Origin of the sequence: Aldersonia sp. NBC_00410, from assembly GCF_026342035.1 — a bacterium.
GTDB lineage: Bacteria > Actinomycetota > Actinomycetes > Mycobacteriales > Mycobacteriaceae > Aldersonia.
Window position 1 is genome coordinate 55,773 of sequence record NZ_JAPENM010000014.1, and the last position, 17,063, is coordinate 72,835.

A 17,063-nucleotide genomic window follows, 5' to 3' on the forward strand; every position below is an offset into this window, starting at 1 on the left:
TGTGGCGAAAGGTCGGACCTCGTCGAGTCGAGCGAGTGCCTCGACATCCGCCCCGTCAGATGCGCGAATTCCCGAATATCTGAGATGGCCATGTTGCTACCGCTGTGTCGACAACATTGTCGGGTGGCCGACGTGGAAGCGGGGAAGCGCGGCGCACAGGACGGACAGTTCGTTGCCGCTACGCAGGACGGTGCCGTCGGGCCGGATGATGGCGGCGCGTGCGCGGCCGCGGCGTAGCCAGCGCTGCAGATCGGAATCCGGTTGAGCCAGTATGACTGTGCCACCACATTGTTCGATGTCGGTGCGTTGATTCGGGGTCGGGGAGACGGAGGTGACAACCGCGAACCGGCCGGCGACGACCTCGGCGAACCGACGGCCCCGGCCGAGGTCCGGATTCGGGATCAGGCGGCCCGTTCGGCTTCCGGGTCGCCGAGATCGCTGTATCAAACTGGAGCCGTGCAGGGCCGGGGTCTCGCCGTCCATGACCTTGTCGCCGAAACCCGGCATACGGTGCAGCACCGGTAGGACGATCCGCCGGATGAGGTTACCGAGTTCGCCGCCTTCGGTCATAGCTATCCCGACGAACTTGGCCCGCCGGATCAGGGCCAGCGCGTGCGGCTTTCGTTCGGCCTCGTAGGTGTCCAGTGCGCTCTCGGGCAGATCCCCGCTGAGGACGCCGGCAAGCTTCCAGGCGAGGTTCATCGCGTCGCGCATCCCCGCCCCCATCCCCTGTCCGATGAACGGTGGTGTGAGATGGGCGGCATCGCCCAGTACGAACACGCGCCGGTCGCGCCATCGGTCCGCGATTCGGGCCCGGAAAGTGTACTCGGCCAATCGGACAAGCTTCAGGTCGTCGATCCGTGTGTTCCTCGTCCACGGCGAGATGAGCGGATGCAGTCGAGCAGATTCGCGATAGTCATCGGCGGTCTCACCGGGTTTCAGCCGGAACTCCCAGCGGTAGCGAGTCTGTCCGACGCGCATGTACGTTGCCGCGCGCGCGGGGTCGCACACCTGGTGCGCGCCCTCCCACTCATCGAGATCCGCGGCGATATCGACGTCGACGACGAGCCAGCGTTGTTCGAACTTCAGGTCCCGCATCGTTGCCTGAATATGTTCTCTGACAAGACTGTTCGCACCGTCACAACCCAAGACGTAGCGCGTCCGCACCGATTCGTGCACACCGGTGCTACGGTCGGTGAAGTCGACGCGAATGCTGGCGTTCGTGTGGTCGGCCAGCCCGGTAACCTCCACATTCCCGCGGAGAGAGATGCTCGGATACCGTTTCACATTGGCGCGCAGGATCTCCTCGAATTGCGGCTGGTCGAACATGTTGGCCTCCGGGTAACCGTGTACGCCCGGACCGGGGTCGCGGTGGAACTCGGTGAGAACTCGCATGTTCCGGTCGAGCAGCCGCAACCCGAGGCACGGCCGGGAGATCGCCGCGAACTCCTCGGCTATCCCGAGGTGCGCCACGATGCGGTGAATCTCACCGTCCAGGTGGACCGCCCGCGGCTGCGCATAGACGCCCTCCCAGCGCTCGAGTATCAGGCACTCGACACCGTACTGAGCCAGCAGCGTGGCAGCGGTCAGACCGGTGGGCCCGGCACCGACGATGACGACCGGCACAACCCGCTCGCTCATCGGATCGATCCGATCAGGACTACAAGGTAGGCAAGGGTCACTACGCCGACGAGGAGGGCGGGCATCATCGCACGCAATCCATCGCCGTTCACTACATGCGTAGCGACGGCCCCGCCCATCAGCAGCAGGAGCCCGATGCCGGCCGCGGCGCCGACCGCAGGCACGAGTCCGCCGATCAGGAGACCGGCTGCACCGGCGACCTCGAGCGCACCGATGCCCCGATAGGTGCTGACGGACATACCGACGTGGGCGGCCCGTTCCCGCATCGGCGCGGTGGCCGATATCTTGCCCACGCCGAGCAGAAGGAAGACGACGGCGAGGCAGACCGCCGAAACCAGGGATGCGGTGATCACTTGCGCACCAGTACCTTCCAATTGAGTGCATAACGGTCCAAGATCTCCTTGACCGTCGGTTCGCTGGCAGATTCGTCGATTTCGACAGTTGCCACGATCGAGCCGTCCGCTACGGCCGCATGGATCGCGGCGATCCCGGTGACCGTGGCGAGGGCATGCTCGAGCTCGCGCCGTGTCGCGTCGGCGCGCAGCGCGAGCTTGTAGAGCTTGCCTATCGCCGTGGCGGGCAACGCATCGAGGATGGTCACCGCCTTGGGTGCCGCGGCCCGTTCGGGGACACGCTCGCCGGCCCAGGCTTGTAGCTCTTGCGGAGTGACGTCGGCGCCTGCGGCAACGGTGACATAGGCAACGGGCACTTCGCCGGCGTGCGCATCGGGCCGTCCCACGGCGCTCGCCGCGGTGACCTGCGGATGGGCCGACAAGGCGTCTTCGATGACCGCCGGGTCGATGTTGTGCCCGCCCCGGATGATGACGTCCTTCGCGCGTCCGGCCAGGTAGATGAAGCCGTCGTCGTCGACGCGCGCCAGGTCACCGGTATCGAGCCAACCGTCGACCAGTTTGCCCATGCCGTCGAGGACGTGCCCGTGTTCGTCGTGTTCGGCGACATAGCCGGCGAACACCGTCGGACCGCTGATCGCCAGCACTCCAGTCGTTCCGGTGGGCAGATCTTCCCAGGTGCCGTCTTCGCGGACGCGTACCACTTTCACCTGCTGATAGGGCAACCGCAGCCCTACCGACCCCGGTCGCGGCGCATCGGGAAAGCTGCGTGCAGTCGCGCAGGTTGCTTCCGTCAGACCGTAGCCTTCGAGAAGGGGCACGTTCGTGTGTTCCTCGAACCTCTTGGTGAGCGCAGCGGGTAGGGGCGACGCGCCCACCATGGCGAATCGCAGACTGCCGATGTCGGCATCGACCGGGCGCTGCGCGAGGGCCGCGTATACGGTGGGCACCGCGCTCATCGAGGCGATGCGGTAATGCTCGACGATCCTCCAGAAGGCGTTGGACAAGTCCGGGTCGCGATAGCCGAGCGGGCCGGCCCACACCACACGCTGGCCCTTGAACAGCGGTGCCAGCAGCGTGACGACCAAGGCATTGACGTGGAACAGCGGCAGGGCGGCGAAGACGACGGAGTCGCAGTCCCACAACGAATTCGCGGCAAGCATCCAGGCGTTGGCGACCTCGTTGTCGTGGGTGTGGGCGGCCAGCTTCGCAACACCGGTGGTACCACCAGTGTGAAACAGTGCGGCCACATCGAACCCTCGGGGGAGATCACCGACGAAGTCGGAGCCGTCGATATCGGCCGACAGCGCACTGAGATAGCCGATCCGCACGCCGTCGACCTCGGGCAGGTCCGCCGGTGTGCCCGCGACACCGGTGGGCCGCAAGACCAGCACGGCGTCCACCTGTCCGCGCACGGCCATCTCGTGTGCGGCTTCCCATGTCTCGCGCGCAAGTTCCGGTCCTGCCGCGACGAGTACCCGGGCACCTGAGCGGCTCAGCAGTTCGGCGATGTGCTGTTGCGACTGTGCGGCGTTGATGGGTGCAGCGATGCCGGCAAGCTGTGCGGCCAGAGTGGCCGGGACCAGTTCGGCGCAGTTGGGCGCCATCAAGGCGACCGCGTCGTGGCGGCGCACGCCAAGGGAATGGAGCAGGTTCGCGTAGCGGTGAACATCATCGAGTAGTTCGGAGAAGCTGCGCTGCAACGGCTCCCGCCATCGTGCGCCGTCGGGTAGGACTGTGAGCGCGGGGCGGTCTGGCCACAATCCGGCCGCGCGTCCGAGTAACGCATAGGTGGACTCCGGGAGCCCGCGATCTCGCAGCGGGACGGCCTCGATCGTCGCGAGGTCCGTGGGCGCCGCATAACGCGGCCACAGCAGGTCGACGGTCACCGCGTGTACCTCACTACCGTGCGCTGGCGCCCCAGGTCGATGGTCCCGTCGTCTGTCGCGACGGCGGCTTCGATGACGTCGCCGTCCTGCAGATAGTTCGAATTCTTGGCCTGCCCCGCAAAAAAGAGCTTCCATCGGAGTGCGGGCGGTAGCAGCGAGGCGAGGAATGCGACCGGCTTCGGCGGGGCGCTCAGCGCCGTCCCGACCGGTGTGCCGGTCAGCAGGAGATCGCCGGGATCGAGGCGTTGAAATCGGCTCAGCGCCTGCAGAGTCTCGGCCGGCTGATAGATCATGTCGGCGACGGTCATGTTCTGGCGAAGCTCGCCGTTGACCCATAGCCGCAGCCGCAGGTCGGTGAAACGCTTGAGTTCGTCGGCGTCCAGCAGTACGAGCGCAGGGCCGACCGGGGTGAACGTCGGATACGACTTGGCTTCGTAGAACTGCGTTTTGGGAAGCTGGACGTCGCGCGCGGAGATGTCGTTGGTGACCACCAGGCCGGCGACGTGATCGGCGAGAGTGTCTGCGGTGATCGCTGTCCCCACCGGGATGTCTCGGGCAAACACGAGGCCGATCTCTACCTCGTAGTCCAGGAACCGGACATGGGCAGGTCGGATCACGTCGTCGGTGGGGCCGCTGATCGAACCGGATGCCTTGCGGAAAAAAGTCAACGGAATGGTCGCGGGATTCATCCCAGCGTCCGTGACGTGGGAGGCGAAGTTCGTCATCTGCGCCACCACCCGGCAGGGGCCGGTGACCGGGGAGAGCAACGAGAGGGTCTCGACCGGCACGGCGCCCTGGCCGAACGCGGCTGCCTCGACGGCCGGCCGGTCAGCGAGCAGTTGGGCGGTCGTGCTGGCCTCGGTGACGACCTGTACAGCGCCCGTGGGTGTTTGGACCCACCAGGCGTCGGCGGTGCGGAGAACGGAGATGGTCATGAGCTGGCAACTTTCAGAAGGCCGCGGAGGCGGTGGAGGTCGAATTCGTTGTCGGCGCGCAGCGCGTCAACGATGGCGCGCAGTTCCTGGAGTGATTCCCGGCCGGGGTTCAATCCGAGGAAGTCCTTGGTGGCGGGCGGCCCCCACTGGGCCAGTCCGGACGCGGTCATCGGCGCCCAGCCCGCGTCGAGCGTGCTGTCGAAGAGATCACCGTCGCTGAAGTGCTCGACCATGAATCCGTCGGGGTCGCGCCAGTAGTCGAAGATCTGGCTGCCCTGGATGTGCCGGCCGATGCCCCAGGACCGGCGGTAGCCCCGGTCGAGGAGGTACTCGCCTCCTGCGGCGAGGCAGTCGAGGTCGGCGACCTGATAGGCCGAATGCACATAGCGGTTGGCCGGGCCGAGAACCATTGCGAGCGTGTGATGGTCGGTGGGCGTGGCACCCCGGTCGCAGCGGATGAAGCTCATGATCGGGCCCCGGTCCCGTTGCCTGGGGTAGTAGAGGAAGTCGCTGACGATCAGTCCGAGGTGCTCTAGGTACCAGTTGAGGGTTTCGAGGTACTTCGTCGTCTGGAGCACGACGTGACCGAGCCGCTGCACGGTGGCCGGCGCGCGGGGTGGCCGCTGGGGGGAGTTCACCCGCCCGCGGTCGTGTCCGAAATTGAGTGGGAGCGGAGCGCGGGCGGACAGCGCCGGCAACTCGAACGTGTCGGACACGACGCGGACCCCCAAAGCGCTGGGATCCAGAAGATCGACAGTGATCCCGCCCAGACTCTCGGGGAGGGGCACGACCGCACCTCCGACCGCGTCCGCCAGTCGCAGCACATCGGTCGAGTCGGCAGCCCGGAAGGCGGGACCGACGAACCGCGAATGCGGGCCTCGGCGGATGAGCACGCAGGGCGAACCGGGGTCTGCACCGCGCAACTGCAGTTCCTGTGCGGTTCGAAGCGCCGTCACAAAACCGAAGGCATGGGCGAACGCCTCCGCCCGATCGAGGTCGGGCTTCTCGAACTCCAGCCACGCGAGATCACACACCTTGATGATCGGCTCGGCGGCCCTCCCCCGGTGCTCGCCCGCCAGCGCGCCCTGCTCACTGTGCAGACCGGCATGCGGGTCATGGTGGACACTCATCCGCGTCTCCCTTCTTTCTGACGATATCGTCACATACGAGGAGAGCGTCAGTCAATGACTCTTGAGGAAATCGTCATAATTGATGAGACACGGTAGGGTGGGATCACTTCGGAGGATCACGGAGAAGGGCGCGCAGGCATGACCGAGCACATCACCGATGCACCGAATCGCCTGGACCGGCGCAAGGCGCGTACCCGCGCCGCACTCGTCCGCGCAGCGCAGTCCTTCATGGCGGCGGGAAAGTTGAACGCGCCGATCCTCGAGATCACCCAAGCCGCCGACGTCGGGATGGGGTCCTTCTACAACTACTTCCAGAGCAAGGACGAGCTCTTCCACGCCGCGGTCGAGGACGCCCTCGACCGCCACGGCGCGGTGCTCGACGAATTGACCGCAGACTTGGACGACCCTGCCCAAATCTTCGCGCAGAGCTTCCGGCTGACCGGACGCCTGCATCGCAGGGATCCAGAACTGAGCAAAGTCCTGCTTCGCGACGGGCCGAATCTGCTCGGCTCGGACAAAGGTCTCGCGCCGAGAGCCCGCCGAGACATCGAGGCAGCGGCCCGCGCGGGCCGCTTCACCGTGCGCGATCCAGAACTGGCTTTGACGATTACGGCCGGCGCCGCACTATGCCTGGGTCAACTGCTGCACGACCACCCCGAACGTGACGACGCGCGGGATACCGACCAAGTCGCCGAGGACCTGTTGCGCATGTTCGGCGTCTCGGCCGACGAAGCCCACGAAATTTGCCAGCGACCGATACCTGGTCCCGACGTCGTTCTGCGCACCGTCGTATAGCACTCGGCCTGCTGTCCGCCGCTGATCGTTTCGTCGATGCAGTACGCCAGCCGCCCTGCCGCGCCGGCGCCGAACCAGGATTGGTTTCTCCGCTACCTCGCGGCAGCCATCAATCATGATGATTTCGTCAAATTCTCTTGACTGACGTTCTATTCGCATGTGACGATATCGTCAGTCAGTTGCCGAGCGGTTGTGGACACGCATATCAACGCCCACAAGGCCTCGTCTTGCGACATATCCCCACCGTTGGGGCGGCGGCATCACCCAACCAAAACGATTGGACAACCAATGACAGACACCACCGGCGGCGCCCGCACGCTCGAAACGCCGAAGTTGCACGAGTACAACACCTATGCAGCGGCACAGCGGCTCGTAGATCGGCTGTCCGACTATGGATTCCCGGTCGAACACGTCCGCATCGTCGGCACCGGACTGCACAGCGTCGAGCAGGTTACCGAGCGTATGACCAGGAGGCGCGCCACGCTGTACGGCGCCGGCAGCGGTGCGTGGTTCGGCGGTTTGATCGGCCTACTGTTCAGCGTCTTTCTGACCGATTCCGGTGTGCTGGTGGCCATGCTCGCCAGCGTGGCCATCGGCACGTTCTGGGGCGCGGTGTTCGGCTTTGTCGCGCACTGGGCGACCGGCGGTGACCGTGACTTCTCCAGCGTCAGCCAACTGCTCGCCGAGCGTTACACCGTTCACGTCGACGCCGACTACTTCGACCGCGCCAGCAACATCGCGGACCGCATCTGAGTCGCGGACCGACAGAATACCCACGGACTGGACTGGACTTGCGACGGTGATCGCCCTTAGCACGGCAGATGAAACCGATTGGCGTGGTTACGAAGTGACAAGCGTGGCCACTGAGCCTTATCGCGAAGCGGTTCCGGTTGAGCATGTCGTCGCGGTCCTGCGCGAGCGTGTGTACGGCGCGATGGCGTGTTTGGCGACGCTCGCCGTCCTCGTTCGCCATACGGGTCCCGAGTCGAGCGCATGGGCCCCGGTCCTCGATGTTGCGGTGGCCACCGGCGGACTCTGGGCAGCGAGCCTGCTGGCCGATTGGGTCGCACACCTCGGCGTGCACCGCAGTGCCCCGCGCGGATGGACAGCGCTGCGGATGCTCCACGCTTCCGGCCAGATTGTGGAGGCAGCAGTCTTGCCCCTGCTCGTATTGGTTGCCGCCGCCGTCGGACCACTGAGCACATCCACGGCGATGTGGATCGCGATGTGGATCCTCGTCGCCGAACTCGGCGTAATCGGTCTGGTTGCCGTGCGACGGGCCCGATTGCCTTGGTGGCAGCAGCTTTTCACCATCACCGGACTGATCGGTGTGGGCGTTCTCGTGGTCGGCGTCAAGATCCTCGGCCATTAGACCGTCTCAATGGAGCCAGCGGACTCGACCCCTGCCCACCACGCTGCGAGAGTGTGTATGCAGCCAACCTCGGCTATTCCGGCTTGCGCCGCTGCGTAGCGGAATGCAGGAACCACGCCACAGGCCGAGTGAACCCAGCGGAGTTCGAGCCGGCACATGTGTCGATACGCGTCCGTCGCTCGATCCATCGGTACCACTCGGCACGCGGATGCAGGAAGTGCGCGACCATCGTGTCCACGGCGCCGAACCTGGCGCGCTCGAATCATGAGGAGGAACCATGACCGACCCGGCCATGTCCGCGGGGAGCGCTTTCGTCGCAGCTGCCGGACTGGAACTCGACGAGGTATCAGGCACGAAAGTCGTCGGCCACATCGATTTGTCCGCCGAGCACCACACGCCGTGGGGTGTCGTCCACGGGGGCGTCTACACGACGGCGGTCGAAAGCGCGGCGAGTATCGGTGCCAGTACCGCCGTCGCGGACCGCGGCCAGTTCGCAGTCGGGGTCCACAACGGCACCGACTTCCTCCGGGCCCGCACCGAAGGACGCGTGGACGTCGTGGCCCTACCGATTCAGCAAGGCAGAGTCCAACAGTTGTGGTCGGTGGTCATCACCGCATCCGACACTGGCAAAGAAGTGGCCCGCGGGCAGGTCCGCCTGCAGAATGTGCCGCTGCCGGGTTGACACGCCCCTGGCGACTGGCTCGGATTGCCGCCTCCGGATACCCGCCGGCAGCGGAGCGATCGCTCCCGCGCCCGTGTCGAATAGGAACGCAACCGGGTCTCAGAACTGCATAAGGGGTTGAGCTTCCGCTGCCCCGACTGGGAACTCGACCTCGACAGAACCGTACTCTCTGATTGCAGAGTCGATCATGTCAGCAGCGCACACCATGATCCGTGACCGGAGGTGCCCATGCGAATTGGTTTGATGGTTGGTTCCGACAAGGAGCGAGCACGTGCCGACCGCTTGAGCGGGTTGATCAGCGACGCCCGCGCCGCCGAAGACGCAGGCTTCACGTCCTTCTGGATACCGCAAGTTCCCGGGTACCTCGATGCCATGACCGCGATCGCGCTCCTCGGCCAGGCCACCGAGCGCCTCGAGATCGGCAGCGCCGTCATACCGATCCAGACAAGACATCCAATTGCCTTGGCACAACAGGCGTTGACCACTCAACTCGCATGTGGCGGCCGATTCGCCTTGGGATTGGGAACATCGCACCACTGGATCGTGGAGGATCAGCTGGGGCTTACCTACGAACGTCCTGCCCGGCTGATGCGCAACTATCTCGCGGTGCTCAACGCCGCATTCACCGGGCCGGGCACAGTCGACGCGGAGAATGACAGCTATCGCGTGCACAGCCCGATCGACGTCGCCGAACCCATGCCCATGCCGATCCTGATGGCGGCACTCGGGCCGACGATGTTGCGGATCGCCGGCGAGCAGACCAGCGGCACCATCCTGTGGATGGCAGATGAACGGGCGATCGGCCACTACGTCGCACCCCGGATCACCGCGACCGCAGCGAATGCCGGTCGGCCGGCGCCGCGCATCGTCGCCGGCGTTCCCGTCGCGCTGTGCTCGAACGCCGAAGTCGACGACGCACGAACCTACGCCAGCGACGTGCTTGGGCACGCCGACTTCTCACCGAACTACCTGCGCCTGCTCGAGCACGGCAACGCAACCGATGTCGGCGACACCATGGCCGCCGGGGACGAACAGGCCGTACTCACCCGCCTACGTAGTTACCGCGACGCCGGCGTCACCGACCTCGCCGCGCGCGTCGTGCCGCTCGGCGCCAACTCGACCGCTCGAACCGCGTCGCGGTTGAGGACCCAGGAGTTTCTCGCCTCGGTCAGCCGCGACCTCTGAGAGCGGGGCCAGGTTCCGGCATCGCATCTTCGCCGCGGTTGCGAGCCGAAATCGGTTCCAGCGCATCCGGGCGCAGCGGCCAACCCCGACCACCCGCCGAGCGGGATGTTCACCAGGCCGAAACACAACACGGATTGACCCTGCCCTAACCGGCGGCGCACGCTGGGCCTATGCCCGACAACACTGAGCAGGTCGCGATCGACCGGGTACGCCAGCGGCTGAGCAGCCGGTACGCCCAAGCGGCGCCCGACCAGGTCTCGAACGCGGTGCAGGATGCACTGGCCCGATTCAGCAACAGCTCGGTCCGTGACTTCGTACCACTGCTGGTGGAACGCAAAGCCGGCGAGCAACTCGAAACTCTCGCGAGCTGAACACGACGACACCTCGTCCGCGCGTCCAGCCGCTTGTTTCACGCGGCTGGACGCGATATCCAGATTCGGTTCGATAAGCGAGCTAGCCGATGCGTTCGACTCCGACGTAGGACGAGCTCAATGCCGAGGTCTGAGACAGCGGGTCGACGGGCCCGCCGTCGATAAGCAGGTTGCGGTTGACGCCGAACGACTCGGGCGCCTGCTTGCCCCGCGGGTCGAAGATCCGCGATCCCCAGCCGTGGTCGACGACAACCACTCCGCGGCGCGGGCGGTCGTCGACCGACGCGGCGAGTTCGATCGCTCCGACAGCGGAGAACACCCGAACCCGGTCGCCGTCTGTGACACCGAGGGCGGCCGCGTCGTCGGGGTGGATCACCACTTCGTTCATCTTCCCCGACGGGTGTAGCCCGGGAAGCTCGTTGAGCCACGAGTTCATCGAGTGCCGGTTTCGGCGGCCGGCCAACTGAAACGGGTAGCCCTCCGGTGGCCCCGGATGCGGTTCGGCCAGCAGCTCACGGGCCCGTTCGACGAACTCGGGCGGCGCGGCGTGCACCTTCTTGTCCTCGGTTCGCAACGCTTCCCTGAAGTGGCCGAATTCTCGTTCGCCCAGGACCAAGCCATGCGGATTCGCCATGATGTCGCGCCATTTGACCCTGCGCCCGTTGAACTTTCGCGATGTTGCCACGAGGAGTCGATCGATCCAATGCGGGCCGAACTCCATGCTTGGCCGCCGCGTCAGGCGCGCGACCCGGCGGGTCGCCCCAATGAAGCCGTTGACACCCTTTGCGCCGAAAAGAGGCTTGCGCATGGCGATCGCGAGGTCGGTGAAGATGCGCCACTCCTGACGGGCCCCTGGCGGCGGCTCGACGGCTTTGGCCCCGTACTGCACGTACGGCTCGTCGTGCATCGCGCTCGTGAAGGAGAGCAGGTCGTCGCGTTCGAGCCAGTGCACCGCGGGCAGCAGCCAGTGCGCGTGCCGGTGGCTTTCGCGCTGCACCAAGTCGATAGCAACCAACAGGTCGAGCTGTTCGAAGGCGCTGTCGAGTTTCGCACCGTCCGGCCCGGACACCACCGGGTTCCCGCAATTGATCACCATCGCACGGATCTGACCCGGGCCCGCAGTGGTGATCTCTGCAGGCAACTCGCTCAGCGCATGCGCGCCCGCGACCATGTCCCGGTCCAGCAGCCGGCTCTTGTGCGGTTTCGCCTTGGCCAAGGCGCCCAGGCGGATCGCGTCGACGTAACCGGGCTCGAACCTACGCCCGCCGGGACGGTCCATCCGGCCGGTGATCACGTTGAGCACGTGACCGAGCCACTCCGCGACCGTCCCGCCCAGGTGCATCGAAACCCCGGTGCGAGTGACCACCATCGCCGCCCGAGCGGTCGCGAATTCCCGCGCCACGCGTTCGATCTGCGTGCGCGCAACATCGCAGCGCGACGCGAGATCATCGAGATCGGCGTGAGCGACGAGCATGCGCAATTCCGCTACGCCCGTGGCGAGTTCGGTGCAGTCCTGTTCGTGCTCCAGGCCCTCGTCGAGGATCACCTTCACCATGGCCAACAGCAGCGCCCAGTCCTGGCCGGGTCGCACGGCCAGATGCACGTCGGCCTTCTCCACCGATTCGGTGCGCAGCGGGTCGACAACGACGATCCGCGCGCCATGCCGCTGTCGGTCGAGCGCGCGCCGCCATCCGCCGGGCACCGTCTCCAACCAATTCCATGCGCTGACAGCGGGATTGGTGCCGACCAGCAAGAAGTAGTCGCAGTTGTCGATGTCGGACACCGGCGCCATCACCAGCGAGCCGTACATCGCATCCGCGACGACGTGCCACGCGTTCTGGTCGACCGAGCCGACGGCGTACCGGTTGTTGGTGCCGACCGCGTCGAGCCAGCCGTTCATGAAGACGATGTTGGACGACGAGAAACCGGACGGATTGCCGTAGTACAGGCCGATCGCATCGGGTCCATCGGCGTCGATCAGCGCGTTCATTCTTGCGGCGATATCGGTGAAGGCCTCGTCCCAGGTTGCCTCGACGTAGGTGTCACCCACGCGGCGCATCGGGTTCAGGATCCGGCGTGGATGCTCGACGAGTTGGTTTGCGGTGCGACCCTTGGCGCAGAAGTCCTGCCAGGTGTGTGGGTTCTGCTTGTCGGGCGAGATCTTCGTGACGCGGTTTCCCTCGACTGTGACCTCGATGCCGCACGAGGCGAGGCAGTACCTGCAAAACGTGTGCACGGTCTTGGTGTTCACCGCTGTCATCTCCACATCTTCGCCGAATCCGACCCGGTAGGCCCGGCGATCGGATCGAGCAGATCGCTCGATCGCTACGTGGGCCAAACGTTTTCTCCACGAACAAGTTTCGCCCACACGAGGTACACCCATCTAATTCCCACGGGCTCCGTCACCGCCGATCTCGTCGAGTGCTGCGGGCGTGTCGAGATCCTCGTAGGCAGCGCAATAGCGTTTGGCCAGTGCCACGGCGATATCGGGGCGTTGCCATGCCTCACCGGCGCTGGAGGTTGCCAGCCACAGCGCCAAACCGTGTGCGGCCGAGGCGCGGTAACGCAGCCACACTTCGTCGGACGAGGGAAGCTCGCCGGCCGGCAGCGCCAGCGCGGCGCGGTACTCCCCGAGTAGATCGCGCTCGTTGGCGCGGCGATCGTCGGTGGTCAGCGCGCCCTGCAGGAAGTAGCCCACATCGAGCGACCAGTTGCCGCGGCGCACCACTTGCCAGTCCAGAAATCCCACGTCTCCGTCCGTGGTGACGTAGGTGTTGCCGATGTGCGGGTCACCGTGCAGCAGCGTCTGCGGCGCGCGCGCGAGCGTACGGATGTAGGACGCCCACAATCGGTTGAACAACGTTTCACCGGTCAGGGCCGTGATCGTCGGTGTCGCGGAGTCCCCGATCGCCTCGAACGCCACGTGCAACGGCGCGGCTTCCATGCCCGGCCATGGCTGAAAGTGCTCCAACCAGCGCAGTCCCGGCTCGGCGGTGCATCGTTCGCCCCAGAATCGGCTGTGCAACCGCGCCAAACCCCGGATTCCCTGCGCGGCCTGTTCGACGGTCAGCGGCCGGGTGGCGTCACGCGGATCCGCGCCCCGCGCGGTGAGGTCCTCCATCACCAGGATGAACTCTTCGGCGACCTCGTCGATCGCAGCGGCGTAGACAATGGGGTGCTCCAGCGGGAGCGCCACATCGGACAGAAACAGCCTCGGTTCGTGGAACAGGCCGCTGGTCAGCTTGACCAGCTCCTTGTGGCCAGGGTCTGCCCCTTTGACAAAGACCGTCGCCGGGCCTGTGCCGGACGAATACTGCAGCCCGAGGCGCGCCCGGCGGTTGGTGCCGTCATCACGAAACTCGACAGTGATGTCCTCGACTTCGGTGCCGGGATGATGCCGGGCAAGCGCCCCGCTCATCCATGCGGGAGTTATTTCGTCCCAGTTGACGGGAACCAGTGATGCGATGTTGGTCAAGGAGTTCCTTTCGCGGTTCGCCCACTGCCATATTTATTACCCGTGGGCAAAAACGCAATAGGTTGGAGCGATCGACGCGACCCGAGAAGGAGGCTTCAGTAGGTCGCTTTGTGCTCGAGAACCGCCCCGAGACCGGCAATCAGGACAGACATGGTGAACGCGAACTGGTCATCGAGGTAGTCGCCATCGCCTCGGGCTGTGGCCAACTGCCGAAGCAACGGAAGGTCGGCGGCAGGCGCGGACTGCAGGGCATTCAGAGTCGAGGGCACCATCGGATGCACACGGCGATCGTCGAGCAGCAGCACCTGGCGGCCCGCGTCGGTCGCGGCATCGTTGACGAGCGTGAGCGCCATGCCGGCCTCTTCGAGATCGAAGCCTGCGTCGACCAGTGATTGCAATACCCGCTCGGCAATTCCAAGGGCTGCCGGCGTGGCCAAACCGGACACCGGGTAGTGAGTGGCCAATACGCCGACTTCGATGATCCCGCCGCGAATGGCGTCGGCATACGCGCGAACGACCGCATGCCAATCGCCGCTATCGGGAAGCCGAACCTTGTCGAGTTGCGCCTCGAACCTGTCCAGAACAACCAACTCGACAAGGCCGGCGCGGTCGTTGACGTAATAGTTCAGCGCTTTTCGGGTCACACCGAGTATCTCGGCGACGCTCTTCATCGTCAGATCGGCCGGCGCGAGCTCCCGTGCGGCAGCCACAATCTGCTCGCGGCTGATCTGCGCGGGGCGACCTCGCCGCGGCGACGGCGTCACGCGAGCACCGGACGGCGTGGCGCTGGATGGGCGAGGTGGCACGTTTGCAGCTTAGGTTGGCGGGTTGTAACCCGGCGCTACCGACTCCGCTTGTTCGGACACGGGCGCGGCGCTTGATTTCCTTATTGACCAGATCGAGCGGGTTGGTCGACCAAATTTTCGACCGGTGCGCTCGCGGAAACACGGTGAACGCCAGCACTTCCCGATTGGCTTGGTCCGTCAACGGCCCGATCTTGGGAAACCGGCCGGCCAGCTGGTCACGCACCTGATCCCAGGTCGCGGCGGCGGTGGCGGGATCGGGCTGGGCGAAGATCGTGCGGAACGCCGCCGCGACCACTGCTGGATCGAGTCGGCAACCGTTCGCTACCTCGAGCTAGCGAACGCCTCAGTGGCCGGTGTAGTGACTTCGAGCATCTCGATCGCAGCGGCGGTAAGGCTTTTCTCGATGTGTCGGCGGGTGAGGTCGGCAACCGCGGAAGCTTCTCGGGCGATGATGAGCTCGACCATCTGGTGGTGTTCTTGGTGGTCGACCGTGCGTGGTTCAGCGCCGGGAGGCAGTGCGAGACCGAGCCGCCGATACCGGTCGGATTTGTCCCACAGGTCATCGAGCATGTGGATGAGCATGTCGTTGTGCGAGGCGGTATAGATCGCGCGATGAAACTGCCGGTGGGCAACCAGGGCATCTTCGCCCCACTGCTGAGTGACAGGGAGAAGGCGCGCGGCGGTCGCTTGGATCGTGGCGATGTCGCCGTCTGTGCGTCGCTGGGCGGCCAACTCGGCGGCGGCTGGATCCAGAGCGAGGCGAACCTCGAAGAGCTGACGCGCTTCGGCCGCGTTGATCGGTGCGACGCGCGCATCTCGATGCGCGATCATTTCGACGAGGCCTTCACTGAGCAGTCGACGCACGGCTTCGCGGATCGGGGTGATGCTCATGCCCAACCGATCGGCCAACTCGTACTGGGCTATCCGTGAACCTGCCGGGAGCTCGCCGGTCAGGATGAGGTCGCGCAGCTCGTTGTAGGCCACATCCCCCTTGCTGGAGAAGACGTTCACTGTCCGGGTCATCCAACCTCCGAGTGATTACACCGCTGGTGCGGTATTCGTGCTCCGGCCCGAGCTTGCCTCTTGTGCTCTGCTTCACATCACCTTACCATCGGTCTCACATCTTATAAGATACGAGATACGAGGAGTGGATCATGAAGGTTGTTTCAGTACACGAAGGCGTGATCCCGATCAGCTCGTCGATCAGAAACGCCTGGATCGATTTCAGTGCAATGGACTGTTCGATCGTGGCGGTGGTCAGTGATGTGATCCGTGACGGCAAGCCGCTCGTCGGGTACGGGTTCAACTCCAATGGGCGCTACAGCGCCGGCGACATCCTGCGTCGGCGAATGATTCCGCGGTTGCTCGCGGCGGAGCCGGGCAGTCTTCTCGACGAGGCCGGCAAGCTCGATCCGGCGCGCGCCTGGGAAATCATGATGCGCAACGAGAAGCCGGGCGGGCACGGCGAGCGCTCGGTCGCGGTGGGTGTCATGGACATGGCGCTGTTCGACCTGGCCGCCAAGATCGAAGGCCGGCCGCTGTATCGCTATCTGTCGGACAAGTACGGCGACGGGCGGCCCGATGATTCGGTCTTCGTCTATGCCGCCGGCGGTTACTACGCACCTGACAAGGGGCTGCCCGAGTTGCAGGACGAGATGCGCCGTTTCCTCGACATGGGGTACAGCGTCGTGAAGATGAAGATCGGCGGTGCCGATCTTGCCGAAGACCTCAAGCGCATCGAGTCGGTTATCGACGTTCTCGACGGCGACGGGTCGCGGCTGGCGGTCGACGTCAACGGCCGCTTCGACCTCGAGACGGCATTGGAGTACGGCAAGGCGATCGAGCCCTACAACCTGTTCTGGTACGAGGAGGTCGGCGATCCGCTGGACTACCGGCTCAACGCGGTGCTCTCGGAAAACTACAGCGGATCGATCGCAACCGGTGAGAACCTGTTCTCGGTACAGGACGCGCGCAACCTCATCCGCTACGGCGGAATGCGCCCGGACCGCGACTACCTGCAGTTCGACCCAGCCCTGAGCTACGGCCTGACCGAGTACCTGCGCACGCAGCAGATGCTGCGCGACCATGGCTGGTCCTCGCGGCGCTGCATCCCGCACGGCGGCCACCAGTTCTCGCTGCACATCGCCGCAGCGCTGAAGCTCGGCGGCAACGAGTCCTACCCCGGCGAGTTCCAGCCCACCGGCGGTTTCGCCGACGGCGCCGTCGTCGAGAACAGCCAGGTCGGCCTCACCGAGACCCCCGGCATCGGCTTCGAAGCCAAGAGCGCCTTCTACTCCGTCCTGCGCGACTTGCACGCCTGAGTTCCCCGTGTGGCCGGGTGACGACCTCCCCGGCCACACGGTGTTCAACCGCCATTTCGCACCGGCCCGTGCCGACGCCGCCGGTCCTGACCCAACCCCGGGACCAGTCCC

At 65.5% G+C, this 17,063-nt stretch carries 16 protein-coding genes and 1 pseudogene; 7 read left to right on the forward strand and 10 right to left on the reverse strand.

Annotated elements, in window-relative coordinates; all coding sequences use genetic code 11:
* Positions 1–96: 96 nt before the first annotated feature.
* From OG921_RS24780 to OG921_RS24800, 5 genes are read right to left on the reverse strand one after another with little or no spacing between them, the layout of a single operon-like run.
* Complete coding sequence (locus OG921_RS24780; protein WP_266115208.1) at positions 97–1,641, reverse strand: bifunctional 3-(3-hydroxy-phenyl)propionate/3-hydroxycinnamic acid hydroxylase; 1,545 nt, start codon at positions 1,639–1,641, stop codon at positions 97–99.
* A complete protein-coding gene (locus tag OG921_RS24785; RefSeq protein WP_266115209.1) occupies positions 1,638–1,994 on the reverse strand; it encodes a DoxX family protein in 357 nt (118 codons plus the stop codon). The genes OG921_RS24780 and OG921_RS24785 overlap by 4 nt, the downstream gene beginning before the upstream one ends.
* A complete protein-coding gene (locus tag OG921_RS24790; RefSeq protein WP_266115210.1) occupies positions 1,991–3,880 on the reverse strand; it encodes an acyl-CoA synthetase in 1,890 nt (629 codons plus the stop codon). Before OG921_RS24790 ends, OG921_RS24785 begins: the two co-directional genes overlap by 4 nt.
* A complete protein-coding gene (locus tag OG921_RS24795; RefSeq protein WP_266115211.1) occupies positions 3,877–4,815 on the reverse strand; it encodes a fumarylacetoacetate hydrolase family protein in 939 nt (312 codons plus the stop codon). The genes OG921_RS24790 and OG921_RS24795 overlap by 4 nt, the downstream gene beginning before the upstream one ends.
* Entirely contained in the window at positions 4,812–5,945 is a 1,134-nt protein-coding gene (locus tag OG921_RS24800) for a VOC family protein (RefSeq protein ID WP_266115212.1), read from the reverse strand. The genes OG921_RS24795 and OG921_RS24800 overlap by 4 nt, the downstream gene beginning before the upstream one ends.
* A 138-nt stretch (positions 5,946–6,083) precedes the next feature.
* On the opposite strand from OG921_RS24800, the gene OG921_RS24805 reads away from it, so the two are divergent.
* The 6 genes from OG921_RS24805 to OG921_RS24830 all read left to right on the forward strand — a co-directional run bounded on the left by OG921_RS24805 (position 6,084) and on the right by OG921_RS24830 (position 10,350).
* Entirely contained in the window at positions 6,084–6,740 is a 657-nt protein-coding gene (locus tag OG921_RS24805; RefSeq protein ID WP_266115213.1) for a TetR/AcrR family transcriptional regulator, read from the forward strand.
* A 288-nt stretch (positions 6,741–7,028) separates the two neighbouring features.
* Entirely contained in the window at positions 7,029–7,493 is a 465-nt protein-coding gene (locus OG921_RS24810; RefSeq protein WP_266115214.1) for a general stress protein, read from the forward strand.
* A gap of 103 nt (positions 7,494–7,596) precedes the next feature.
* The gene (locus tag OG921_RS24815) at positions 7,597–8,112 is read left to right on the forward strand and encodes a hypothetical protein (RefSeq protein ID WP_266115215.1); all 516 of its coding nucleotides are present in this window, start codon (positions 7,597–7,599) and stop codon (positions 8,110–8,112) included.
* A gap of 277 nt (positions 8,113–8,389) precedes the next feature.
* On the forward strand, positions 8,390–8,794 hold the full coding sequence (locus tag OG921_RS24820) for a PaaI family thioesterase (RefSeq protein WP_266115216.1): 405 nt from the start codon (positions 8,390–8,392) through the stop codon (positions 8,792–8,794).
* Positions 8,795–9,022: 228 nt separating this feature from the next.
* Positions 9,023–9,979: an LLM class F420-dependent oxidoreductase gene (locus OG921_RS24825; protein WP_266115217.1), complete on the forward strand. Its 957-nt coding sequence runs from the start codon at positions 9,023–9,025 to the stop codon at positions 9,977–9,979.
* A gap of 170 nt (positions 9,980–10,149) precedes the next feature.
* Positions 10,150–10,350, forward strand: coding sequence for a three-helix bundle dimerization domain-containing protein (locus OG921_RS24830; protein ID WP_266115218.1), 201 nt, complete (start codon positions 10,150–10,152; stop codon positions 10,348–10,350).
* Between the two features lie 82 nt (positions 10,351–10,432).
* Here OG921_RS24830 and OG921_RS24835 read toward each other — a convergent pair whose 3' ends face one another.
* The 5 genes and pseudogenes from OG921_RS24835 to OG921_RS24855 all read right to left on the reverse strand — a co-directional run bounded on the left by OG921_RS24835 (position 10,433) and on the right by OG921_RS24855 (position 15,654).
* Positions 10,433–12,610, reverse strand: coding sequence for a molybdopterin-dependent oxidoreductase (locus tag OG921_RS24835; RefSeq protein WP_266115219.1), 2,178 nt, complete (start codon positions 12,608–12,610; stop codon positions 10,433–10,435).
* A gap of 123 nt (positions 12,611–12,733) precedes the next feature.
* Positions 12,734–13,768: a phosphotransferase gene (locus tag OG921_RS24840; protein ID WP_266115251.1), complete on the reverse strand. Its 1,035-nt coding sequence runs from the start codon at positions 13,766–13,768 to the stop codon at positions 12,734–12,736.
* 152 nt (positions 13,769–13,920) lie between these two features.
* Positions 13,921–14,631: a TetR/AcrR family transcriptional regulator gene (locus OG921_RS24845; protein ID WP_266115220.1), complete on the reverse strand. Its 711-nt coding sequence runs from the start codon at positions 14,629–14,631 to the stop codon at positions 13,921–13,923.
* Between the two features lie 55 nt (positions 14,632–14,686).
* Positions 14,687–14,926 (reverse strand): annotated as a pseudogene (locus OG921_RS24850) (transposase); the annotation flags it as partial.
* Positions 14,927–14,952: 26 nt separating this feature from the next.
* A complete protein-coding gene (locus OG921_RS24855; RefSeq protein ID WP_266115221.1) occupies positions 14,953–15,654 on the reverse strand; it encodes a GntR family transcriptional regulator in 702 nt (233 codons plus the stop codon).
* Positions 15,655–15,785: 131 nt separating this feature from the next.
* Here OG921_RS24855 and OG921_RS24860 point away from each other — a divergent pair, with 131 nt between their 5' ends.
* A complete protein-coding gene (locus tag OG921_RS24860) occupies positions 15,786–16,952 on the forward strand; it encodes a mandelate racemase/muconate lactonizing enzyme family protein (protein WP_266115222.1) in 1,167 nt (388 codons plus the stop codon).
* Positions 16,953–17,063 lie beyond the last annotated feature (111 nt).